We start from the raw sequence: 24,360 nt of genomic DNA on the forward strand, positions 1-24,360 counted from the left end.
GTGGAAACCGTCATGAGTTTTTTTGAAATACGCACCAGCGCCTGTAAGACCCATACTCTTTCTGTGTTAGCGAGCGCCCTATTACTTACCACCCCCAATTTTGCGTCTGCGGCAGAAACCAAGACTTACAGCGAAGTTATGGAAAAAGGTCGAGCACTATTTGACAAATATGGCATCAGTCATGATTTACCAAAGCTAGCAATCAGTTCGCTCGTACAGGGCGAACACCTAGTTGAACACGCACATCGAACCATACAAATTGGCGATGAGGTTCGTGACTCAAGCGTCTATCTGATAAAAAACACAGACAGCAAAGGCAACATCGACCTGCGCATCAAATACAACCCGCAAGAGCTGGATGAAAACGAAAAACTGATCGATGAAATTGAAGAGTTTACGCGCACTGAGTATCGACTAAGAAATTATGCAGAAAGCTTCGATCCATCGTCAGTGAAAGTCAATGAAAAAGACAACGGCGACGTGACCATTAGCTTCAACTATTCGAGATACGGCTTACCACAAGACATCGCCTATTTCCGTTTCTTGAATGTTGATATTGAACTTGTAGGCGGCACACCAAAACGCATGGTAATCACCAACGACAAGCCATTTAATCTTGGTAAGTCAAAAGTCGATACCTATTACCAAGTGATTGATTTCCAAACGTTAGACTCTGGTCAAGTCGTTATTGAACGTAAGACAATTAACATCGAGGGTACGTCTAAAACGAAACCGATGACCATGAGCGCTGTAACTGAACCCGTCGCAATTTATGAAGACGACAACGGCGTTAATGTCCTGCATGAAGGGCGTCTAAAAGAAGTTTCAGATCCTCGTATGCAAGAAGCGAGTGTTAAGTTAGATCGAGTATTCCCTTTAATGGGTGACATGGTGCGTCGTCAAGGTATCGATTTACCCCTTCCATTCGGCGTATCAGTGGCTTATCGCAATCAAGATATGGATATACCCATGACAGATTACGTGATTGGTGGAGTGCGCTTGAATGATTTATTTGACCCGGAAGACAGTGTTGCGACGGTCAAAGCGGAAAGTGTTTCGATACGCGGCGACGTAAATATCTTGCCATTCTGGAATGTATTCGGGTACGTAGGAAAGGTAAACGTTGATGCGAATGTTGACGCCTCTTATACCGGCGCCGCAGGTGAATACTTAAAAGACAAGCTCAATAACAAATTGCCAGGGCTAGGTAACGCACTTTGCGAAGGTGTCTCTGCCTTATGTAACAGTGGTCGTTTGAATGTACCACTTCATCTTGAATATGACTTACGCGGCGCGGGCACCACATTATCTGTTGGTTACAAAGAGTTCTTTGCCTCAGTCACAGGTACCTATTCACAAACACGCCTAAAAGGAGTGGACGATTGGGGAGATGGCATTGTCACGGTTCAACCCATGCTGGGTTACCAATTAGTTGATTATCGAGCTCAGTTTTTCGTGGGTGCTGAATACCAAGGTTTAAATTCACGTATGCAAGGCACCGTAAAAACCGGAGACATCGAATTTGATTATGACGTTGGCGTCGATATCGACCAGTGGGCATTCCTAACAGGTGTTAACAAGCAGATCGGCAAAAACTACAACATGACCATGTTGTACAACAAAGGCGAAACTCGTTCGGCTGTAACGCTGAATCTTGGCTACCGATTCTAGTCACCGAACTTTGATTACCAGCCTAGCCCTTAAACCAGGTTGTTCTTAATAAGAAATTTTGTAGTTCTGTTATCTACGCAGATAGCGATGAAACAGACTACGCCGAATACTATTGTGGAAACTCATTTTATGACTATTGCATACCGTTCAATGATCGCTCTTACTATTACTACTGCCTTAGCAGGTTGCGATACTGATAGTGCCCCTACTGTTCCATTCCCAGACAAGCCCGAACCGTTAGTTCCGGCACCGGCTAAACCGTTTGATGCTCAAATCGGTAACGTAACGATTAAAGCGACGATAGAAGAACTGGTTATAACTTCGAATACCGAAGACGACAAACTGGCTTCCGTTGAATCTTTCAAAGGGATTCAATATGCAGAGGCTCAGCGCTTTGAACACAGTGAAGTTGTAAACCTTGTTGAAGGTACTTTGGATGCGACTCAGTTCGGTTATGCTTGTCCTCAACTAAAAACGACAACACAAACACAAGATGAGAACTGCCTTAACCTCAATATCTGGCGCCCAGCAGGCGTAGATGCTGATGCAGATCTACCGGTTTATGTATTCATCCACGGTGGTGATTTCGAATACGGTTCTGGTGCAGAGCCGCTCATCCAAGGTGATACCGTGGTTGCTCAAGGAAGCGACGATGGTAAGCCTTTCATCTATGTAAGCTTTAACTACCGTCTTGGTCAGTTAGGTACTCAATGGGTTAAAGGCGCTTACAAAGATGGCAACTATGGCCTAGGTGACCAGAAGCGTGCCTTGGAGTGGGTACACAATAATATTACCGACTTCGGTGGTAACGCTCAAAACGTAACCGTTATGGGTCAAGGCTCAGGTGCTATGTCTATCGGTTTCTTGCAGCAAGATGACGATATCGCAGGTCAATATTTCCAACGTGCAATCATGCAAAGCAACCCGTATGGGTTCGAGTATCCAAGTTATGACGTTGCTAAGAGCCGCAACAATAACTTTGATGCAGACACTTCGGTCGACGAGATCATGGCGTCGCAAGAAACAGCTTTGGATGGTATTGAACAGCTAAAAAATTGGTTGTTAGGTTCTTTGCAAATCCCAATTCTGAGCCCAGCCGCAGATGAGACGCCAATGTCAAACCTGATGCCTTTTGCTCCATACATATTGTGTGAAAAAACAAGTCTCCTTGGTAGCTGTAGCGAATCAGCAGAGTCACCAATGAAAGCAGGCTTCTCAGTACCAACTGTCCTAGGTGAAAATGCACATGAAGCGAACAGCTTTGGCATGCTATTTAGCGCTACGTTCTTAATCCCGACGGTCATCGAGTTATTAACAAATGATGAACCTGAACTGCTTACTAACGAAGATCCAACAAAGCTAGCTCTAGCTATGGTTAACTGGTTAGAAGATGAAAACAACATCGTTCTTCTGCAACAAAAACTATCTGAGCAAGCAAGTGATGAAGTTTCAGCAGATCTTGTATTGCCAAGCAGTGCGTACAGCGCAGTAACGAGCTTATTTTATGGTGCCAAGCTAGAAGGTGATCTACTTGAAATGACTGGATGCATTGATACCAACGATATTGCGGGTACCGTAGGTTGCTTGGTCGACATTGTTGAGATCACTAGCCACCAGCAAACCCAAGATATTCTGGCTCTAACTGATTTCTACCCTAACTCAGAATCTAGCTTTGGTGGCGCTCTTGACAACATGAAGCAATTTAAAACCTTGCTAAATGACACCTTGTTCAATGGTCCAGCTCGTCATATGGCAGCAAACAGCGGAGTAGAAGCAACGCTATACCACTTTGAGCACAAACCAAGCTTCAACATGTGGAACTATAAAACAGGTCTAAATGAAGAAACGGGCGAATACGACCAACTGTCAATCATTGATCTATTCAAAACTATTGGTTGTATCAGCGGTGCGTGTAACGGTTCAGAACTGCCGTTTGTGTTCAACAAAGCTGTACGTTTTGACGGTGGTGAGATTCACCCGACAAGTAATGAGAAGGCAATGATGAACGAAATGTCACGCCTATGGTTTAGCGATGAATTGTTCCAGAGCTACCAGTACAGCGATGCTACCGACAATGTGCTTGTCATTGATGGTGCAGGATTCAGCGACAACAGCACTACCTTCGACTGGGACTATGTCACTAACCCAGGTGTTGATTCTAAGCTTCGTGAAGGTCGCTTAACGGGTCTAGCAGAGCAAGGTCTTATGCCTTGGGACTGGTACCTAAACTAAACATACTCAACACCTCTCCTATTTTAACGGCCAGTTCGCTGGCCGTTTTTATATCTAAATTTTATTTAAACGCAGGTTAGTTATGACACTTAGCAAACTAAAAACAGCATGCACAATAATGTTGATTGCTTTGGTCACAGGATGTGCCCAACCTTACCCCGATGTTGAACCTGACTTCGAAGCTAACTGGCAAAGCACAGAACATCAAGCCGAAGTCTATTTGATCCCGAGTGCGCCTGAAGCCTTTGCGCGCCGCATTGATCTGGTTCGCCAAGCAAAACACTCGATTGATATGACTTACTTCTCTTGGGAAAACGACACTCTGGGTCTGATGCTGTTAAACGAGCTGAAACACGCCGCTGACCGCGATGTGGCCGTGCGCCTCACACTGGATGACTTGTTGGTATTCAATGACAAATGGCTTGCGGAGTTGGACTCACACGCCAATATTGAGATTCGACTGTTCAACCCTTTTGAGTCACGTAAAGCTGGCTGGATTGGTCGTGCGTTTAACTTCTCTACTCATCAAAAACAGTTAGATAATCGACTGCATGAGAAATACTTTAACGTTGATCACCATTCGATGATCCTCGGTGGGCGCAACATCGGTGATGACTACTTTGGCTACAGCGAAAGTGCCAACTTCTTTGATATGGATGTGCTGTTTAAAGGCGACGTGATTGCTGCTTTCGACCGAAACTACCAAGCGTTGTGGAACAGTGAGCATGTAGTGCCAATTCAAGAACGCATTAAAATCAAAGAGAAAGAGCAATACCAAGCGTTCACCAAAGCGTTGAACAAAGGTGAAAAGAATCAAGCATTGATCACGTCTGAAGTCGAAAGGCAGATAAAGAGCTTAAACCAACCGAAGTTCATTTCAGCCTCTGTCACGCCGGTATTTGACTCACTGGAGAAACTCAATGACAACAAGCCCTACTTTCGCCAACGTATTGAACACTTGATGAAGCAAAAAGTACCGACACCATCTAAGGTTATTATTTCTACGCCTTATATGGTGCCAAGCGATAACAAGTTTGTATTCGTCGATGCACTTAGAGAGAGCGAAGCCGAAGTCACCTTACTGACGAATTCATCGGCTTCTAATGATTCGGGCTTTGTGCCTGCGTATTACGAAAAACACCGTGAGACTCTACTCGACAAGGGCGTAAGTATCTATGAGTACAAAAGCCAAGCGATCAATGATGAACACTACTTTCATGTTGATACCTACTACCACAACAAGACAGTAATTTTAGATGAGCGTGTCACCTATATTGGCTCTTCTAACTTCGATCCAAGATCAGACTTTCTCAACGTTGAGTTTGGGGTGTTGGTTGACAGTGAAGAGTTTGCGAAGCAAGTGACACACTACTTAACACGTCAGAAAGAGGAGTTGTTCTGGGCTGTGTCGCGAGAACAATCAGGTGACACCATCTGGGCTTCAGAGGAACAAATCCATACTAAGAACCCGAACTACAGTTCATGGAACAAGGTACCTGATTGGTTATTTCGAAAAATGAATGGCGAGTTCGAGCTTTAAGTGTTCAGCTTCGAATCTTAATTTTTAATTTTCTCCAGTCCAAATGTAAAAAAGCCGCGTAATTCGCGGCTTTCTCATGTTTCAAATACACGTATCTGAGCTTATAGACGGTAGGTCATCGCTCTTTGGGCTACGTAGTTCACCATATCAAGCGTTGTGAAGATCGAATTAACATCATTAATGTTGTAATCCACATGTCCACGCTCCACATATTGCTCAGCGAGACGGTAAATATCAACGACACGCTCAGCTACCGCTTCCATAGGATCAATAAAAGTGACTGTTGGAAATGCCGTTTCAAGTTGCTTTCTAACCAAAGGAAGTTCCGTGCATCCCCAAATAACCGTATCAACGCCCTTCTCTACGATGGATTGAATCGCTACAGCAAGCAGTGCGGCATTACGCTCAAACTCGCCCGCTTTGATCCCGTTGGTTTCTCGGATTGCTTGTCCACACTCTGTCATCTCACCGGTTACTTCACCATAGATAGCACTATGCACGTTATGCTCTTGCTCAAAGGAATCTGGCTTAACGAACACCAGATTCGCGTCCGTTAGGTAACGATCATAGATTCCCGAATTGTATGTGCCGTTGGTACATAAAATACCAACAACAGATTCAGAGTTCTGCTCTTTGATTTGATCAACGGTGGTTTGAAGCATGTCGACGATATAAACGTTGGTGTGCTTTTGAACCTCAGGTCTAAAGTAATGAGCGGTGTTACAGGTCATTACGCCAAACTGAACATTGGCATGTTCTAAAATGCACGCTGACTCAATCAGTTCAGGCACAGGATCGGTACCGCCTTCGTTAATCACTTCAGATCGATCGGGGATATCTGAGTTTTTCACCACTATCATGGCCATGTGGTCTTAGTCTTTAAGTGCGCCGTGTTCAATTTCTTTCTTGGCGACGATATCTTGGAACAGAGCATCTGCTTCAGGGCCCATATTACCAAATACACCGAATCGTAGCTTTTTCATTGTTTTTACCTTTGTGTTTGCTAAAGCACAAAGGTTATTACGCTCTTTCGATTTACTTGAATCCTATTAGATGGTTCGCATCCTCGCGAGTGCATAAACAGCGTACAAAAATCAGAATTGAGTACCCAAGGAAAAATGAATACGAAATTCGTCGCCTTCAGGCGCATCTAAGCCGTAAGCAAAATCGAGCTTAACTGGCATTAACTGTGAGTTCCAAATCAAACTCACGCCCGTCCCACGCTTCCAATCCGCTTGTTGATCAAATGCATCACCCACATCAAGAAATGCGCCCAACCAAATTGAACGATAGACTTGATGCTGATATTCGAGCCCAGCAGTTAACATATAACGTGCCCCCGTTAGTTCACCATTCTCGTCTCTAGGGGAGATAGATTCGTAACCATAACCTCGCAGGTTTCCATCGCCACCAGCAAAATACCGCAGTGACGACGGCACATCAGATAATGATTTGGCAATGTTGATGCCTACGTTGGAGCGGAAATGGAGCTTCTGCCTGTCACTAATATCCCATGAAAGGACACTGTTTCCTTCCAACCGCAACAGCCTTGAGTCAGAGAACAGACTAGGGTCAGAATACTCGACAGAATAGATGTGTCGATGATTGAGCTCCAACTGATCATTTTTACGATCAACCTGAGAAAAACTGATGCCAGGTAACAGCAATTGCGATTGCTCTTCCTCAGACGCCTGACGGTACTGTTCGTGCAAGTATTTGACATAAATGGTGCTTTGCCAATCACTGTCTAATTGCCAGTAACGTTCGAACTTAAGATCGTTTGTAAAGCTATTGGTGTCTCGATGATCAATTCGTTTCGATTCAAACTGAATACCAAAGTAATCCGTTGTGACTTTCTCTGTGGGGATTTTGTACCCCAACTGAAGTGATTGCTCCTGTTCAGACAAATATGTCTGTGCTTCAAAGCTGTGGCCTCTCCGGTTATACCAAGGCTTTGACCAACTGAGAGAGGCGCGTAAACCGAGATCAGTAGAATAGCCGCCACCGACCTGCACGATATTTCGAGAACTTGGCTCGGCAATGATTTCAATTGGAACTTCTAGGTTGTCATCAAGTTTGTCAAAGTCACCATGTACGATGACACTTCGAAACCATTGAGTGTCTGACAAATCAGATTGCAGTTCACCTAACTTGATGGTGTCAAAGTCATCACCTTTTTTAAAGGTGGGTATTTTCTCGATACGAGTCGGGTCAACCCCATCATCAGGAATACTTATAGAACCGAACTTGTAGCGTGGACCACTTGCAAAATACAAGTGTATATTCGCGATGTTCTCGCTAGGAATAACTTCAATCTTTGACTCGATAAACCTGCCGTCAAAATAACCTTTCCGCTTTGCTAAAGAGAAAATCGCACGCTTAGTTTGGTCATATTCTTGGTGAGACAAAGTTAAACCTGAGCCTAACTTGCTTTGATTGAGTATATTGATGAACTCCGCATCTAGGCTAGCTTCACCTGTTATTTTTACTATCGATTCTGCGATGCGCATGACAGGACCAGAATCGATGTTAATGATCACGTTATCAGAATCATTGAGGTCGATATCGAGCTGTGGGTGATAATAACCATAAGGGTTGAGTGCATCTTGAATACGTTTAGATAGCTTCGTTTTCGATAGCTGTGATGCAGGAACATCGGCTAAAGGTTCTAAATATAATTCTACATTTTCGGTGAGAGTTTTATTAACCCCTTTAACCTCAAATTCAGCAGCACTAGAAGAGTGTTGGGTAAACAGGAAAAATGAAGTGGCCAGCACTAATTGTTTAATCGAGGTCTTCACGCGGTTACCCAATTGCTCAAAACCCGAACAGGTTATGAGCAAAGCGTTAAATCGCCGAATCTCTTATGGAGGACGCTATCCTTCGAACGGCTTATCGGGTTGTTTAACACTGCAACAGTCGTTTATTAACGACTCAAATCCCAGCCCTACAGACACAAAAAAGGCGCAATTAAGCACCTTTTGAATGTCTATTACTTATTGATTTATATGGCTTGCTGACTCAAGATCAGTTGTTGTTCAGCCACACATCTTGGTTTTTTGGAGCTTTCTTCTTCTTTTTCTTCTTGCCAGTACCGGCCGGTGGCGCAACAGGTTTTAGTGCTGCGATCAGTTCAGCTGTCGCTTCTTCATCCACTTCAAAGCCTTCAATTTGCTCACGCTCAAGACGAATCTTGTTCTTCTTCTCGATGATTTTGAAGTGGTGGTAATCTTCGTGATCGATCAGAGATAACGCAAGACCAACTTCACCTGCACGACCACTTCGGCCGATACGGTGCATGTAGTCTGACGGGCTACGCGGTAAGTCAAAGTTGATTACCACTGGAAGCTTCTCAATATCCAGACCACGTGCCGCGATGTCTGTCGCGATCAGAACGTCAATCTCGCCAGATTTGAAATCTTCTAGGATACGAGTACGTGAACCTTGCCCTTTATCGCCGTGGAATACTTCTGCGATGATACCGCGCTTGTAAAGCTTGTCTGCTAGGTGCTCACAGCTGTTCTTCGCATTAACGAAGATCAGAGCTTGGCGCCATTCATGTTGTTGAATTAGGTGTGCGAGTAACGCTGTCTTGCGACCTTTTTCTACTTCGAATACACGTTGAACCAGTGTGCTCGCATTGGCACTTTGAAGTTGAACTTCAATTGGATCGCTTAGAAGTTCGTGAGTCAGCGTTTTAACTTGCTCTGGGAAAGTTGCAGAGAACAACAAGGTTTGTTTTTTGCTCGGCAAGAGCTTCAAGATTGCATCAAGTTCTTCGGTAAAACCTAGGCTTAGCATTCGGTCAGCTTCATCAAGCACTAACGTTTTCACTTTATCTAGTTTGATAGCGTTGCTCGAAATAAGGTCAAGCAGACGACCCGGTGTTGCCACCAAGATATCAGTGCCGCCACGTAGCGCCTGCATTTGAGTGTTTACCGATACACCACCAAACACACAAACCGCTTTAATCGCGCCATTGAAATGCACAGCGTAAGATTTAACGCTGTCAGCCACTTGCTTAGCAAGTTCACGAGTAGGAACCAAGATAAGGCCAGAAACAAAGTTACCTTTGCCTGAACGACGGTCCAGAGGGGCATCTTCATGAATCTTTTGTAACAGTGGAAGTGCAAATGCTGCGGTTTTACCTGAACCGGTATTTGCGCCTGCAATTAAATCGCGTCCTGCTAACACACTTGGAATAACTTGCGCTTGGATAGGCGTTGGCTGTTGGTATTCAAGCTCAGATAAACGAGCCATCAAAGGAGAGATTAAGCCAAGATCAGAGAAGTTGGTTGGTGTAGTGGTGTTAGTCATTAATTGCAGGAACTCAAAGCTAAAATAATAGCGCGCTATATTAACGTATTTCAGCAGTATTACGTAACTAAATCGCCCTTTCGCTTCTATTTCACTGATTAATATCCGTCAGAAGCGAAGTTATCGATGTGAGAACCTCGATACTCGCCGTACCAACTTCGTCTAAGAGTATTCCAGCTACACAATTGTCGTGGGTTGCAGTTAGTTCAGCCAACCTGCTACCGTTTGTTCCGGTGCATACGAATTCGGCTCGGTTAACCAAACAGCGACTGCGTCTGGTGTAGCGACAAGTGGCTCAAAATTGATATTAAATTGCCATTCAGACTCACCACGCTGATAACCATCGTAAACCACAACAAAATCATGTTCGAGTTTCTTACCCCTGTTCTCGCCCGTCTTAACGCTGGTGACTTCGTTCATCGCCAGCAAAGCTATATGAGCAACATAATCCCCTTTGCCTTCGTAACTTACGCTGAACGTATCGCCTTTATAGTTGACCGTTAGCTTGGGGTTATTTTGTTGTTTGAGCGAAGGCAACGTTCTGTCTAACCAGTTAAAGTAACCGCGCCACTCTTTTCCATCGACAACAAAGCCGGGTGTGTAAACCCCACTTGTTACTCCATAAGCTTTGTACAAGCGTTGCTTCTGACTAAACGCCTTACTCGCGAACTTGTCGCCCCAACCTAAGTAATCCCAATAATCGACGTGATAGGCAAGCGGAATAACTTGTGTCCAAAGTTTTGGATGGTCTTCAAAAGTACTGAGGTACTGATCAGCAGATGGACAACTTGAACAACCTTCAGAGGTGAAGAGCTCGATAACCTGTGCGGGCTGGCCTTCATTACTCCAGGTTTGTGCAAGCGACACTGAGGAATAGAAGCCGATCGGTAAGGCAAATAAACAAAGTTTAATCAATGATGAATTGCGTTTGGCGTGTGACATACCGAGATCCTTGTACAAAGCGAATTGAATGGCGCTCAAATACAGACCGTTATGCCTAGGTTTTTCTTTCAGGTGCTTAGTTTACGAAGAGATTGAGTTTATTTCAGATACAAAAACGCCAGCTTTAGAAGCTGGCGTTTTCTTAAAATTCTATATTTACATGTTAACGCTGAGATTAACGGTTAATACCGATATCGCGTTGCATGTGACCAGATAGGTCGCTTGCGTAGTAACTACGTGGAGAGTTGTCTACGAAAAGAATATCGAAAATGTGTGCAATCAATCCTTTGAAGTTAACCGAGTAGGTTTTCTTATCCATAGAGTTAGGAACAGCGATAGTATTCATTTGTACTGCTTGAGCCATGATTGCCTCTCTATAAATTTATTAATGTGTTTCGTTCTGATGACAAGAATAATAGGTGATCTTTTGCAGGTTAAAAAATGACTAAAATTAGATTTTGGGATTAGTTTTTCTAATAAAACAAACCATTAACAATGCCACAAAATAGATATGCAGATTATGTGATTACAAATTCAATATAGTGTTTAAATCATGCATTTAGTACAAACACCCCGCAAACAACAGTGGCCAATGTCACAGAAAATTTACATAAATAAATTTTCCACTTCATCAGCCACGTGTTCATTATCGACTTTTCGATAAGTTATATTTGTTTTTAATTTACTTGTTCAATGCCTGGCTTCTTCGCATAAACCGACGCTATAACCGCAATCGTCATCGTAGAAACCAATACCGCCAATGACCAGTAAGTTGGGATAGCCCACTCGCTATCAACCAGAACCATTTTCACACCAATGAACACCATGATGAATGAAAGCGCGGGTTTCAAATAGATGAACTTGTCCATCATACCCTGCAGTACAAAATACAACGAGCGAAGACCAAGTAACGCAAACACGTTAGCCGCAAGTACCAAGAACGGTTCTTGTGTTACCGCAAAGATCGCAGGGATAGAGTCTAATGCAAACATCACGTCCATGACTGCGATCGCACCGATGACCAACATCATTGGAGTGAATGCCCATTTAGCACCCTGTTTAACCATTAATGCAGGGCCATGGAAGTCCTCTGTTACCGGCATCACTTTACGAAGTAGCTTTTCAGGCAGAGTATTCACACTCTCCTCTTCGCCCTTGTCTAATGCCAGCTTAATACCTGTACCAATCAAGAACGCAGCGAACACGTAAAGCACCCAGTGGTATTCCGCCAATAGCTGTGCGCCTAGTGCGATCATAATTGCACGAAGCACCAATGCACCAATTACGCCCCAAAGAAGCGCACGAGGTCTTAGATGCTCAGGAACTTGGTATTGAGCAAAGATCATCGCAAAAACAAACAAGTTGTCTACGCTAAGGGATTTTTCTAACAAGTAACCCGTAATGAATGACACGGTTGCTTTTTGCGCTGTGTAGTCACTGTTCGGCGCATAAATGTCCCAAAATAGGTAAATCGAGCCAGCAAACAAAAACGCAAGTACAAACCAGAAAACACTCCAGATTGCCGCTTTCTTGATAGTAACGTTACCGCCACGAGTCTGATAGATATCAATAGAGACGAGAATAACCGTTAGCAGGAAAAAGCCCGCATAAGTCGTCATGATTGGCGATGAAAAAAAGGATTCACTATTGGTAGATAATAGAGATTGAGTTGAGTTCATTATTCCTCCGGGCGGAAGAACTGTACAAAGACCTTCCGCAAACAAAGCATATCAAGCTCCATTACGGATCTTGACTGTGATTGCGTTGGTCTCGTTGAAGTGAAATATGGGATTTCACTTTTACATACCGGATAGACTCTTGGCCTAACGAGATGACGATATGTAAACTTGCGCTAACTACTCCCCAAACGCGTGGATAATAATCCTCTGGTTGTGTTTCGTCTATATAAATTTGCACGGAAAAAGCAAAAAAGGAGCAAACGCTCCTTTCTGATTGATGCCACTTTGTCAAATAGACACGCGAATTGATTCTAAGAATAAATTCGCAAGTCAAACACACTATTGCACTGCGTAATGAAGTTGCAAAAAGGGCAATTTACAGCCCTGCGGCAGGTATTAAATACACTAACGCTGACCAAACTGATACCCAACCGACAACCGCTACCGCATCTAACCAATCTTTCTTATCCATGCATATCTCCACAAGAAGGCGACCTGCAGAGATAAAGCATAAACAATGCCAATTTTATAAATAACCCAAAGTAATAGTGTTAAATATCAGTATCAGCTTTAGTTATCTAAAACACTCCATGCAATTCAACGGTTCATTGAGTTGAAGCGACTCTGGGTGGTCTTGCAGAAACTCGATGAAGCAGTCTGCCATAGAGTCAGTGGTGACCGTGCCATCACCGATCATATCCAACACAGCGTTATAGCCCTCTTTGCCTTTCATTGTATAGGCTGACGACGCGCCCCGGTAAATACGGTTGCGAGAAACAGCTTGCCAACCTGAATCATCAGAGTGAATTTCTAGATGGTGAATCCTGTGTCCTATAGGCGCTTCTTTGTGGTAACAAAACCTCAAATTATGTGTATAAGGAAAGCTACCTGAACCTGTGCCCACGACACCATTATCAATCGCGTTATTGATTGCACCTTCAAGCATGCCAGCGATCGTTTCACCTTTTACTTCATACACACCAATAGGTACGGCAAACGGTAGTAGTTTTCCGGCAATATCGGCAACAGAGACATCGCCGCTGTTCAGTGAATTTCTTACACCACCGGCGTTGTGAATGGCAAAGTCAACCTGATGCCCTTTCTTGTTCATTAGATGGTGAAATGATTGAGCAACCAAGGGGGCTAGTTGACTCGGGCCTTTAGCATCTGGAATACGTACATGGCGAAGTTTAGTGTCTGCATGAGCAATCACTTGTTGCTGAAGCTTTCGAACTCGCGGCTGGTATTTATCCGTCAGAATGCTCTGCAGCTCAGGATCTTTCTTACACACTGCAATATTAGGGTGATTGTTTAAAAACTCACACGCCATATCGTGGGCATCGTCTTGCCCTACTTCACTCAGTTTCGCGTCTATAAAGAGTCGACGGCCTAATAACAGTTCGTTTTTACCATTGAAGTGCGTCACTTTGCCTTGAGAATCGAACTCGATTTCGCAGTGTCCTAAGCTCATGGCGTGGAAACCCGCTTGCACAACATAGGTATCGCCAATTTTCACACCGTATTCATCATCTTTAACTAAGCCGATATCAGAGAAATCACCTTGTAAGCGATGACTATGACCACCAACGATGACACCAATACCTGTTACGTTGGCTGCTAACTCTAAATCAGCTTCGTAACCAAGATGGCTAAGTAACACAATCTTGTTGATACCTGCTTGATGGATTTGCTCAATGGTCGCTTTTGCTGTTTCCAAAGCATTTTCAAACGGTGTATCGATATCTGGGTTAGCGATGCCTGCCATCTTGTCGATGCTTAAGCCGAATATTGCGACCTTCTCGCCATCAAACTCTTTCGTTATAAAAGAAGCACTTCGTGTTTCAGGCCGATAAGGCTTAACAATGTCGTTGTCCGCTAGCGTATGAGTTTTATTGATATCCTCATTCGATAGATTCCAGTTACCGGCCAACAGCGGGAATTTGATTCTTTTCGCGAAAATCGCAACGGGCTCATTACCCATGTCTAACTCGTGATTACCGAGCGTCATGGCATCTATATTAAGGGCATTCAACAAATCGGCATTGGCTTTTCCCTTGAATAAGGAAAAGTACAACGTGCCTTGGAAGCAGTCACCAGCGTGCAAGAACAAGGTTCCAACCTTCTGACGCTGGGCATCTTGTTCTATTTGTTTGAAGCGTGTTGAAATTCGAGCAAAGCCACCAGCACTGACATAAGGTTCAATGATGTGGTTGTTCATTTTAAGTGATAGCTGTAACGAGGTTGGTTCAAAGTATGAGTGGGTGTCGTTGATGTGTGCCAACACTATTTTTGTCGGCTTATTCTTTTTAGTCATATTTTCTTCTCTCTTTGTCCCTTCATACTAGGTCGAGAATCATGACAGAATCGTGAATTTTATGAAACTGCACTGCAAAAAAATACTCGAGATAGATCAAAAATCTCATTTTGCACCGTATTAATAAACAACGGGTTTTGTGACAGGTGAGCATACCGGATTTGGATTTTTCGATTATGATTAAAGATATCTGTTAGCTTTCAAATAATTAGCAGAGCCTTCCGTTAGGAGTAAGCCTATGCAACTAGAAAGAATCGAGATTTCTGGCTTTCGAGGTATCAAGCGCATGTCACTCGCGTTTGACGAGCTAACCACGCTTATTGGTGAAAATACTTGGGGTAAGTCTTCATTATTGGATGCCCTTTCCGTCATTCTGCCCTCAGACGGTGTGCCATATCACTTTGAAATGACCGATTTTCATGTCGATTACTCTGTTTCACACCCGCAGTCTCAACATCTTCAAATTGTTCTCGCTTTAAAAGCTAACGATAAGAGCGAACTTAACGCAGGTCGTTATCGCAAACTCAAACCTATTTGGGTTCAAGATGAATTTGGCGTATTTCGCATCTACTATCGCATCAGCGCGACGTTAGAACAGTATGAGACAACAACACACTATGCATTTCTTGGTTTGGACGGTAATCCGCTCAAGCTTCATCATTCAGAAAAGCTTGCTCAAGAATTAATGACCTTACATCCCGTTATCCGTTTGCGTGATGCAAGGCACTTTGATCGTCCTTTCAACGGCAAGTCCCTTAACCACAATGCTCACCTGCCGACTAATGTTCACGCTAATAACGGTCACGCTAACAATGCAAACGGAAATGGGAACAACAATCCAAATAACGGGCATGGGAACGGACATAATCACACAACCAATGGTCATGGCACGAATAGAAACGCCAGCAACGGCAATGGCAATGGCAATGGCCGTCAGGCAAGAATAGAAAAGCGCATCGACAACACCTGCCGCCGCCTTATGGCGATACCCGGACATGTTAATAAGGGTGAAATGCGCAGTAGTCTTGAGTCAATGCAAAGCTTAATAGAACACTACTTCTCATTTAAGAGTGTGTCACGTAAGAACCCGAGAAAACCGCGTGACGGGCTACTGTACTCAGCTGGAGCGAACGACAAAAGTATTCATCAACTCGTCGAAGAGACCAAGAACAAACAAACTCGCTTATTATTCATGGGGTTACTTAACGCTTATCTACAAGCTAAAGGGCCAAACGACTTAAGGCGATGTGCGCGCCCTCTGTTGATCCTTGAAGATCCAGAAGGTCGATTGCACCCAACACACTTGGCAAGGGCTTGGAGCTTGATGCAGAAATTGCCCATGCAGAAAATCCTGACCACCAACAGTGGCGACCTACTTGCGGCGGTCCCACTTCAATCGATTCGTCGCTTGGTTCGTCAGTCAGACAAAACCATCGCCAATCAACTCAACATGAACCATTTCAGTAAGGATGAACTTCGACGAATTGGTTTTCATATCCGCTTCCACCGCTCTGGGGCACTATTTGCTCGCTGTTGGCTATTAGTAGAAGGTGAAACCGAGGTTTGGTTGTTCAATGAACTTGCCAACCAATGTGGCTATAACCTAGCAGCAGAAGGTGTGCAGATTATTGAGTTCGCCCAATCAGGACTTAAGGCACTGATTAAGGTCGCGCAAGAGTTTGGCATCGATTGGCATGTGGTAACTGACGGCGATGCGGCGGGTAAAAAATACGCAGCAACGGTGCTATCGAAGCTTGGTAATGATCAGGAAAGACATCGACTCACGGAACTGCCAGATAAAGATATCGAGCATTACCTATATATGAATGGGTTTGAGAGCTTTTTCCGTGACATGGTTAAGATTCCATACGATCACCCTATCCCTCCAAAGAAAGTGGTTGCCAAGGTATTGAAGAAACATGCAAAACCCGACCTTGCACTCGCCATTGTTTCTCATTGCGAGAATCAAGGACAAGAATGCATTCCGCTTTTATTAAGGTGGACATTAAAACGCGTGATCACCATGGCGAATGGAAATACCTAAACATAATTTGTTTTATAGATGCTATCAGTTGCTCTACTGATGAAATATTTAGCTAGTCGCCTCAACCAAAAAAGGCACACCAAACGGTGTGCCTGTATAAATCGATATACAAATTAATTGGGGGTTATCTTGCAAGAGTTCACAGTGAATAACTAAGGTTAGGTTAACGAATTAAGCCTTTGCCTGTTTAGCGTGTTGTTCAACAACTTCCGAAGATTGAGTCGATTTCTCGTGAAGCCATAGCCCCGTTGCTTTCATCAAGTATCCAAATACACCACCAAGCAGTAAAGATGGCACTACAAGTTGCCAATCACCACCTGCAGCAAACGTCGCACAGCAACCAATGAAGGTGCCTGGGATATAACCTAGCCACGCTTGTTTCGCTTGAATACACATAAAGAAAGCCACAATAGCAGTAATCATGTAGCCTAAAATCTCTAACCCTGCGAAGGTTGAGCTTTCGATAATCACCATTGCCCAGAATACGCCAGTCATGTTGGTCAATAAGCTACCTGCTAGTCCTTTAACGCCGCCTGTTGGCGAAGCAAAGTAACTGGTGCAACCTAAGAAACCTGCCCATGACAATAAGCCGAAAGAGATAGCAATCCATCCCCATAGACCTGACAAAATACCTGTTGTTAATGAAATCGCGACTAATGTACTCATACTATTTCTAAAGCCTAATTACGTAATTGAACGCAACCGGATTTAGCCTCACTTAAAATCAAGTAAGCATACTATGGGAAGATAGTCCTCATTTAGCCGATCACTATCACATTAATAATGTATGCAGATGTGCATTTATCACTAGATAGAGACCGAAATCGCTTATTCAACATATTTGGTTATCAGTATTTTATCAATTTATCGTTACAGAACCGATGGCTTGCCTTTCATCATGCGCTTACCTTCTCGCTTAATACACTCAGCAAGTGGGTTCTCAGACATATCTGCACGCCAAATAAAGGACAAGGTTCTTTCCATTTCAAGCTCAAGGACATTTAATGTGACCAGTTGACCAGACTCAACAAACTGTTCGACATCGAGATAAGGTAAACACGTTAAATATGGGCCGTTTGCAACCAAACTTCTTAAAACAGGAACGTGTTCATACTCTCGCCAAACATCAAGATCACCAATTAAATGGTGAATAGAGCTATCAAAAACTTTGCGAGTACCCGAACCATGTTCACGTAATACCCATTTTGCTTGTTCTAATTGCGCCAAGCTTACTCGTTCACGCTTCGCAAACGGGTGATGAGCCGATGCAACCACCGTTAAATGATCCGTACACCACACTTCTTGGTGAACTCGGTTGTCATCACAACGACCTTCGATAACACCCAGGTCATATTGATAATCTAATACGCCATCAATAACCGCATCGGTACTTTGTACGCCGAGCGAGATTCGCATCTCAGGAAAGTCGTTATCAATAATACTGATGAGGTCAGGAACTAGGTGTTCCGCTGGTGTTTGGCTTGCACCGAGTTTGAGCTCTCCACTTAGTAAATGCTGCTCATAAAAACCCATCTCAATTTGCTGCGCATCTTGCAGTAAACGCTTCGCTTTAGGCCTTAGCCACATCCCCCAATGAGTAAGAGCCATTTGCTTGCCCTGCCTTTCAAACAAAGGCCTGCCGAGCATTTTTTCCAACTGTGCAAGAGACATACTTGTCGCCGACTGGGTCAACGCCAATTTGTCTGCTGCCTGACTAACGCTCCCGGAGTCTGCTACTGCATCAAATACCGCGAGTTGCTTTAATGAATAACGCAAAATTCATCCTTAATGCTTTTAATTATTTGTGTCCTGATGCTCGTTTTTTATAAAGCCAATGAGCAATCAATTTCATTCTACGCGTAACCCAATCTATATCAATAAATTTGATGTGGTTTCTAAAAATTATCAATTTTACCTCTACCCATCAACGCCCTAATCTGGAATGGCAGGACACAACGAGCCCTGCAAAACATTACTGATTAACCATTACGGATTAACCAAGTCATTAACACTAGGAATTACACATGACGGATTGTTCAAGGGGGGGATATGGCAACCAGCACTTCTGAAAATCATCAACTGTTCTCACCAACAGAAATGATGGCGGAAGCAGAGAAGTTTGCATTAAGTAAAGCAAATAAAACCAGCAGCATGACATTGAGTTTGGCAATCATGGCTGGCGCATTCATCGGGCTTGCTTTTTTGTTCTACATCACGGTAACCACGGGCAGCGCTGATGCTGGATGGGGATTGAGTCGCTTAGCCGGCGGTCTTGCATTCAGTATGGGTTTGATCTTGATTGTGATTTGCGGTGGTGAGCTATTTACCAGCTCAGTGTTATCCAGCATCTCATGGGCTAACAAGCAAATCACCTTCACTAAGATGCTGTCTATCTGGGGCAAAGTGTATGTCGGCAACTTTATCGGTGCCATGTTCCTATTGGCTTTGGTAAGCGCAGCAGGCTTATATCAACTGGATGGCGGCCAATGGGGCTTAAACGCTCTAAACATTGCTCAACACAAGCTGCACCACAGCCCAGTTCAAGCGTTTGCTTTGGGTGTGCTTTGTAACTTGTTGGTATGTTTAGCGATTTGGTTAACGTTCAGCTCTGCTAACGCAATGACCAAAGCAATGATGACCGTGTTACCCGTTGCAATGTTCGTAAGCTCAGGCTTTGAACACTGTGTGGCGAATATGTTCATGGTTCCTCTAGGCATCACGATTCAAACATTCGCCCCGGAAAGCTTCTGGATGCAAATCGGTGCAACACCGGCGCAGTACGCAGACTTAAACGTCATGCAATTTGTCACAGCAAACTTAATACCAGTGACAATCGGCAACATCGTAGGCGGTTCAGTATTGGTCGGCTTAGCCAACTGGAGTATCTACCGTCGCCCACAACTTAAAGCAGCAAAAATTACCGCTATTACACAAACAACAGAAATTACGTCAGTTAAGGAAATTACTATGAACACAGCAACTACTATCAAGCAAATCATGAACACTCAACCAATTACATTGAGCGTTGAAATGCCAACATCAGTCGCGATTGATACACTTTTAGACGCGCAACTTGTTAGCGCTCCTGTTTGTGATGTCGAAGGCCGTCTAGTGGGTATCTTCTCTGTTCATGACGTAATGGTTGACCTTTGGTGCCAAGATTACATCCCAACTAAAGGCCAAAAAGTCGTAGACCTAATGAGCCGTGACGTTGTGGCAATCGATGCAAACGACAAGCTAGTAGACGTTGCTGAGTTCCTATGCATCGACAAAGAGCAACTGTACCCGACGACAAGCATGGGCTTCGCAACTCGCTTGACATCTCTTTCTCTAGAAGAGCGTGCAAAAGCGATGAAAGTAAGCCAACCACATATGCTTCCAGTGTTAGAAAATGGCGTGATGGTGGGTGTGTTGACTCGCATTGAAGTGATGCAAGCACTGCGTCCAATCTACGGTGACCGACTAAACGTGGTTCCTCAAGCTGAACTAGAAACAGCTTAACTAATCGTAAGTTGAACTATTAGGGATTAGTAGTTCAATTAGATAACTCAGTCATGGCAACGTTGACTGGCTAGAGGCAAATGGTGGCTTTTAACGTACTAAACGGTTTGACACAAAACAGACCTAAACGCGTTGCCATTTATCTCAATAAAAAAGGCGCAAAGTGAAAACTTTGCGCCTTTCTCTATTTCTAACTGCTGACCTATTTAGTATCGACCAAACTTTTGATATTTCTAAATAATGTTGATACCTGTCAGAGAGCTAGAAAGCTAGATTACTTTTTTACGCCTTCAACGTGTAGTTCCATGTCTACATAGCTTGAAGCGCCCATTACTGGAATGTTGAAGTCAGCAAGTTCTAGACGAGTTGTACCCACGAAACCAGCACGCTCACCGCCCCAAGGGTCTTGACCAGCACCGATGAATTCAGCTTCGATAACGATTGGCTTAGTTACGCCGTGAAGCTTAAGGTCACCCATTACTTCAAGTTTGCCGTTGCCTTTATCAACCACTTTTGTGCTGTTGAAAGTAGCGTCAGAGAATTTACCTGCATCAATGAAGTCAGAGCTACGGATGTGCTTGTCACGCTCTGCGTGGTTTGAATCAAGGCTTGTTGTATCAATAGTTACGTTTACTTTTGATGCTTCAACGTTGCTTTCATCAAATGAGAAATCACCTGAGAATGTGTTAAAACGGCCTTGGATAAAGCTATAACCTAGGTGGCTAACTTTAAAGTTAACTGAAGCATGCGCACCTTTTGTATCAATCACGTAATCAGCGGCGTTCGCAGCGAAAGGCATTGCCATAGCAAATGCTAATCCTGTAGCGATAATTGACTTTTTCATTTTGAAGCTCCTATCATTTTTCGTAGCGTATCGTCTTTGTCGATAACGTGGTGTTTTATCGCCGCTAAGGCGTGCACTGATGCCATAATGATCAGTACCCATGCAGCATAGTAGTGAACCGTACCTGCGAGATCAGATTGGTTTGCAAACAGTTCGCCCATACTTGGTACAGTGAACCAATTGAATACCTCTATCCCGCGGCCATCTGATGTCGAAATCAAATAACCTGAAATAAACAAAACCGCTAAGTTGATGTACATGAAGCCGTGAGCGATCTTCGCTGCTGCAATTTCATAGCTTTTACCTTCCACTTTAGGTGACGCGGTAACTAGTTTCCAGACCAAGCGGATAACGGTAACGGCAGCCAAAAGAATGCCTACCGAGCGGTGATAGTCTGGCGCTGTTTTGTACCACTCGCTGTAGTATGAAAGATCAACCATCCACAGGCCTACACCAAATAAGCCAAATACCGCGAGAGCTGAAATCCAATGCATCGCTCTTGCTAAAGGGTTGTAATTTCTAACGTTGTTGTCCATGCATCTCTTCCGAATGTTAACGAGTAGTGTAGTTTCGAAAAGCGTACCCTACACCAAGTTTGTGTAACATATTATTTACCAAGCTTTACATTGGTAACATCATTTCAAATTAAACGAGTTATTCAAATTATTTGAACAAGTTTGGGCTAAACGTTAGATTTCAACGATTTGTTCGATCTCGTAAAGCTCATCTGAGATATCTAACATTTTACGTTCCATGACTTTTTGAGCGTCTTCTATCCCTTTGTTGTAGTAAACCGCCCCAAACTTTTTACTTATGAAATCGACCAAGAATTCTGTGTCGAACTGACCAAGCTCCACATCGAGTTCATCCTGCAGGTACTTTTGGAGCGTATGAGTAAGCTCAGACTTTTGTTTCGAATCTAATTGAATGGTCATGAATGTTTCCAAATAAAGAGTAAGTAGATCAATTGTGATTTGCTGACTAGATTATAGTCGAGGTAACTAGCTAGAATTCCTCATAATTTAGAATACAGACCTGTAGAGCGCCAGTGCTATCCATAAAATCACTCAGCAATGGTTAATTTTGATAGAGAGATCAAGAACTCGCACTTTGACGATAGGTAACGGAACCGCAATTACCGTACTATTGCCCATCAATAAGATAGTAGCTGTGTATAAGGGACTTCATTGTTATTAGATCTAGTGATTAAAAGCGTTAATCAATTTCAAGACGATTGCCTAAAGCTCTGTGAACGCCACTACCCTACGGTGCACAATCAAGGGATCAGTGAGCACCATATAGGAAAGGCATTTGCTCGCCGAATGGAGCACACCTTCGTTAGCTTTAATCATGCAAGCAACATCAGCCCACTTGAAATGCTTTCCTCTAGAGAAACGCCTCGACACTTCCGAATATCTTCCGAAATTGGTACCGTTTGGATGATCAGTCATCATATGGTGAGCGCCGGGAAAACCTGTCGTAGAAAGTTAATGTTGGACATCCATAATTGGCAACAAGAGTATGGATTTTCCATTCAACCCAATGACGTTTTGATCATTGTCTCCGACCATTGGATTAGCCGAAGTAAAAACAGTGGTGAATTATTGCATTGGTGGATGGGTGAACTCCCAGACGAGATCACGGAATATAGCCAACAAGGTATCACGCTAAGAGAGAGTGATTCTCAATTCGCTACTGACTTAAATAATAATTTTAAAATCAGCCCTTGCTTCATTAAATTTGGACACCCTTTAAAGCGGTCAGGAAATCAACAACTGGTTCGTAAATACCTGCAACTTTACGCAGTACTTCAATGGCAGTAAGAATACGGGTCAACTTTTTCATTCAATATTGAAAGTAAATTGTTAGACCTTCATCCCAGTATTTTATAAAAGATAACTCATTCCCTGTTCATTAATTATTCGAACTTCCTGTTTTAATTATTAATAGCCGATCGACTCACAGTCTCGATTTTGAGAGATAGATATCATTTCTGTGTAACTCGCTTAGTCAATCTATTTTATAACTTTGACACTCCCCCACAATTTAAGCCATTAACCCTACTTTTCTCTGGTGTATCAGCGTTCTGGCCTTATATTGGTTGGGGTTAATATGTGAGACGTTACTCAGCCATTAGATTCACTTAAACTATCAAACACAGTCAATGATAAGTAAATTTAATGGTTAATGTCATTTATCATGCTGATTTTTCGTTAGTTATATTAATTTAAATATTGACGTTACAAATGAATTTTTATTAATTGACAATTTAGTAACACCTGTCAATATTGTGACAGCCGCGACATGTACGTCCGCCATTGAATAAGCCCTCTTTACTAGCGACTATGATTTTATCAGACAGAAGTGAATTTATTAGCTGTATATCCGTAGATGCTGATATGCAGTTTATTGCGAAATACCAAGACCTGACGCTTAGGAGCGTCTATCAACCTATATTCGACTCTTCTATGACTCAAATAGGTGTTGAGGCTTTGGTGCGCATTTCAAATAACAAAGGTGATATTGTTCGTCCTGATCACTTCTTCCATTCCGACGAAACCTCAAGCACAGACAAAATCAATGTAGAGAGGTTGAGTCGAGCGATTCATATCCGTAACTTCGCACAATCGACAATCCGTCATTTACATCTATTTTTGAACGTTCTTCCAAACGTTGGTGAGTTGTTTGCTGCAGAAAAGGTCAGCGATAGCTTGTTAGCTAAACGCCTTCACGAGCTGAACCTTTCATGCGAACAGATAGTGATGGAGTTGGTAGAGTTGAACGCAGAAAGTGAAGAGCGTTTGAAAGATGCCGCTCTTTCTCTTGCGGATAATGGCTTTCAAATAGCGGTCGATGATTTTGGAACACAAGCATCAACCGAACAACGCGTTCGTCACATTAACCCTCATATCATCAAGATAGACCGCTCGGTTATGTTGGACTTTGAACAAGGCGACACTCGAGAAATGGAGTTAGTACTTGATCTTGCAAACCAAATTGGCGCAAAGACAGTGATTGAAGGTATTGAAACCCAACAACAACTCGAAGCGATGCAGGGCTTAGGCTTCAATATGTATCAAGGCTACCACTTAGCCATGCCAAAGCCGATTGAGTTAGACATACGGCTAGCAATTTAGAATCGCCCTATTGTTCTTAAAGCCGCTTGCCCATTGAGTAGCGGATTTTTTAATGCTTGCCTATTCGTACCCTCTTACCGCTCTCACGTGTCAACACATTTCAGGACGGGACAACACGCATAAAAAACCCAGTCAAATT

Annotated in this window: 19 protein-coding genes; 7 read left to right on the plus strand and 12 right to left on the minus strand. The window is 43.4% G+C overall.

The genetic code is table 11. The features are described 5' to 3' along the window. Nucleotides 1-12: 12 nt before the first annotated feature. The 3 genes from AB4503_RS11150 (at nt 13) to AB4503_RS11160 (ending at nt 5,443) form a co-directional block, all read left to right on the plus strand. A complete protein-coding gene (locus AB4503_RS11150; RefSeq protein WP_102333453.1) occupies nt 13-1,671 on the plus strand; it encodes a hypothetical protein in 1,659 nt (552 codons plus the stop codon). Between the two features lie 129 nt (nt 1,672-1,800). Continuing rightward, nucleotides 1,801-3,903: a carboxylesterase family protein gene (locus AB4503_RS11155; protein ID WP_102333454.1), complete on the plus strand. Its 2,103-nt coding sequence runs from the start codon at nt 1,801-1,803 to the stop codon at nt 3,901-3,903. 82 nt (nt 3,904-3,985) lie between these two features. Beyond that, complete coding sequence (locus AB4503_RS11160) at nt 3,986-5,443, plus strand: phospholipase D family protein (protein WP_372114633.1); 1,458 nt, start codon at nt 3,986-3,988, stop codon at nt 5,441-5,443. A gap of 101 nt (nt 5,444-5,544) precedes the next feature. On the opposite strand, the gene AB4503_RS11165 is transcribed toward AB4503_RS11160, so the two are convergent. From AB4503_RS11165 to AB4503_RS11195, 7 genes are all read right to left on the minus strand, one after another. Next, complete coding sequence (locus AB4503_RS11165; RefSeq protein WP_017070494.1) at nt 5,545-6,309, minus strand: aspartate/glutamate racemase family protein; 765 nt, start codon at nt 6,307-6,309, stop codon at nt 5,545-5,547. Nucleotides 6,310-6,537: 228 nt separating this feature from the next. Then, the gene (locus tag AB4503_RS11170; RefSeq protein ID WP_372114635.1) at nt 6,538-8,256 is read right to left on the minus strand and encodes an autotransporter assembly complex family protein; all 1,719 of its coding nucleotides are present in this window, start codon (nt 8,254-8,256) and stop codon (nt 6,538-6,540) included. 214 nt (nt 8,257-8,470) lie between these two features. Further along, nucleotides 8,471-9,760, minus strand: a complete 1,290-nt coding sequence (locus AB4503_RS11175) for a DEAD/DEAH box helicase (RefSeq protein WP_372114636.1) — start codon at nt 9,758-9,760, stop codon at nt 8,471-8,473. 201 nt (nt 9,761-9,961) lie between these two features. Next, nucleotides 9,962-10,702, minus strand: a complete 741-nt coding sequence (locus AB4503_RS11180; RefSeq protein WP_372114638.1) for a DUF1223 domain-containing protein — start codon at nt 10,700-10,702, stop codon at nt 9,962-9,964. 175 nt (nt 10,703-10,877) lie between these two features. Then, the gene (locus AB4503_RS11185) at nt 10,878-11,066 is read right to left on the minus strand and encodes a hypothetical protein (RefSeq protein WP_017059812.1); all 189 of its coding nucleotides are present in this window, start codon (nt 11,064-11,066) and stop codon (nt 10,878-10,880) included. A 313-nt stretch (nt 11,067-11,379) separates the two neighbouring features. Beyond that, the gene (locus AB4503_RS11190) at nt 11,380-12,381 is read right to left on the minus strand and encodes a TerC/Alx family metal homeostasis membrane protein (protein WP_372114639.1); all 1,002 of its coding nucleotides are present in this window, start codon (nt 12,379-12,381) and stop codon (nt 11,380-11,382) included. A 574-nt stretch (nt 12,382-12,955) separates the two neighbouring features. Beyond that, nucleotides 12,956-14,695 carry a bifunctional UDP-sugar hydrolase/5'-nucleotidase gene (locus AB4503_RS11195; RefSeq protein WP_372058294.1) on the minus strand — a complete coding sequence of 580 codons (1,740 nt, stop codon included), beginning with the start codon at nt 14,693-14,695 and terminating at the stop codon, nt 12,956-12,958. Nucleotides 14,696-14,933: 238 nt separating this feature from the next. Between AB4503_RS11195 and AB4503_RS11200 the strand changes: the two genes are divergently transcribed. After that, complete coding sequence (locus AB4503_RS11200) at nt 14,934-16,739, plus strand: ATP-dependent endonuclease (protein WP_372114640.1); 1,806 nt, start codon at nt 14,934-14,936, stop codon at nt 16,737-16,739. Nucleotides 16,740-16,910: 171 nt separating this feature from the next. Here AB4503_RS11200 and AB4503_RS11205 read toward each other — a convergent pair whose 3' ends face one another. Together AB4503_RS11205 and AB4503_RS11210 are read right to left on the minus strand one after the other, a co-directional pair. Then, a complete protein-coding gene (locus AB4503_RS11205) occupies nt 16,911-17,405 on the minus strand; it encodes a DUF1097 domain-containing protein (RefSeq protein ID WP_017059817.1) in 495 nt (164 codons plus the stop codon). Nucleotides 17,406-17,609: 204 nt separating this feature from the next. Further along, nucleotides 17,610-18,515: a LysR substrate-binding domain-containing protein gene (locus AB4503_RS11210; protein ID WP_372114642.1), complete on the minus strand. Its 906-nt coding sequence runs from the start codon at nt 18,513-18,515 to the stop codon at nt 17,610-17,612. A 273-nt stretch (nt 18,516-18,788) separates the two neighbouring features. Between AB4503_RS11210 and focA the strand changes: the two genes are divergently transcribed. After that, complete coding sequence (focA, locus tag AB4503_RS11215) at nt 18,789-20,240, plus strand: formate transporter FocA (protein WP_017064629.1); 1,452 nt, start codon at nt 18,789-18,791, stop codon at nt 20,238-20,240. 274 nt (nt 20,241-20,514) lie between these two features. Here the strand turns inward: focA and AB4503_RS11220 are convergent, their stop codons facing one another. From AB4503_RS11220 to AB4503_RS11230, 3 genes are all read right to left on the minus strand, one after another. Next, on the minus strand, nt 20,515-21,084 hold the full coding sequence (locus tag AB4503_RS11220) for a YceI family protein (RefSeq protein WP_017064630.1): 570 nt from the start codon (nt 21,082-21,084) through the stop codon (nt 20,515-20,517). After that, entirely contained in the window at nt 21,081-21,620 is a 540-nt protein-coding gene (locus AB4503_RS11225; protein WP_017064631.1) for a cytochrome b, read from the minus strand. Before AB4503_RS11225 ends, AB4503_RS11220 begins: the two co-directional genes overlap by 4 nt. Before the next feature lie 153 nt (nt 21,621-21,773). Beyond that, a complete protein-coding gene (locus tag AB4503_RS11230) occupies nt 21,774-22,019 on the minus strand; it encodes a DUF2164 domain-containing protein (RefSeq protein ID WP_017059821.1) in 246 nt (81 codons plus the stop codon). A 252-nt stretch (nt 22,020-22,271) separates the two neighbouring features. Between AB4503_RS11230 and AB4503_RS11235 the strand changes: the two genes are divergently transcribed. After that, nucleotides 22,272-22,907, plus strand: coding sequence for a hypothetical protein (locus AB4503_RS11235; protein WP_017067365.1), 636 nt, complete (start codon nt 22,272-22,274; stop codon nt 22,905-22,907). Between the two features lie 576 nt (nt 22,908-23,483). Next, a complete protein-coding gene (locus AB4503_RS11240; protein ID WP_029235240.1) occupies nt 23,484-24,221 on the plus strand; it encodes an EAL domain-containing protein in 738 nt (245 codons plus the stop codon). Nucleotides 24,222-24,360 lie beyond the last annotated feature (139 nt).

The sequence above is a fragment of the Vibrio sp. 10N.222.55.B11 genome (assembly GCF_041473705.1).
In the GTDB taxonomy this organism is placed as follows: domain Bacteria; phylum Pseudomonadota; class Gammaproteobacteria; order Enterobacterales; family Vibrionaceae; genus Vibrio; species Vibrio crassostreae_C.